A 489-nucleotide genomic window follows, 5' to 3' on the forward strand; every position below is an offset into this window, starting at 1 on the left:
CGGCGATTGCGGCCGTCGCAGGCGAGGACGGAAACCGCGCGTGCGGGCGGCGCAAGCGGCCGCGCGATGCGCGGCGACACGCGCATCGCGGCGGTGCGCCCGCGCCGGCGGTGCGATGCGGCGCGCCGCCGATCGTCGGCCGCACTCGCCCGCCGACGAAAACCATCCGCGACGACCTGCGCGACGAATCATGCCGGATGCCAGGTTGGATTCGCCGCACGCACGCATGGATCGGCGAGATGCCCGCGCGTACGGATCGACGAGACGCACAGGCGATCGCGCCCGCGCGCCGCCCCGACGTGCCGGGCGCGTACGCGGCCGCGCAGGCGAGCGCGGCGAAGATCAAGGCGGCGGAATCGGAGTTCATGCCGAAGGTATTCGTGTCCGCGTCGACGCCGTACAACGCCGGGCGCGCGGCAATCAACGCGATCCCGCCCGTCGGCCAGCAGGCGCCGACCGTGAACCTGAACGGCAGCCGCCGTAGCGGCT

At 74.0% G+C, this 489-nt stretch carries 1 protein-coding gene; it reads left to right on the top strand.

Annotated features, from left to right (window positions below):
* On the top strand, positions 1–489 hold a 489-nt coding region (locus J5M57_RS28220), incomplete at both ends, for a hypothetical protein (protein ID WP_207938508.1).

Origin of the sequence: Pseudomonas sp. 86_A (assembly GCF_017491705.1) — a bacterium.
Lineage (GTDB): Bacteria > Pseudomonadota > Gammaproteobacteria > Pseudomonadales > Pseudomonadaceae > Aquipseudomonas > Aquipseudomonas koreensis.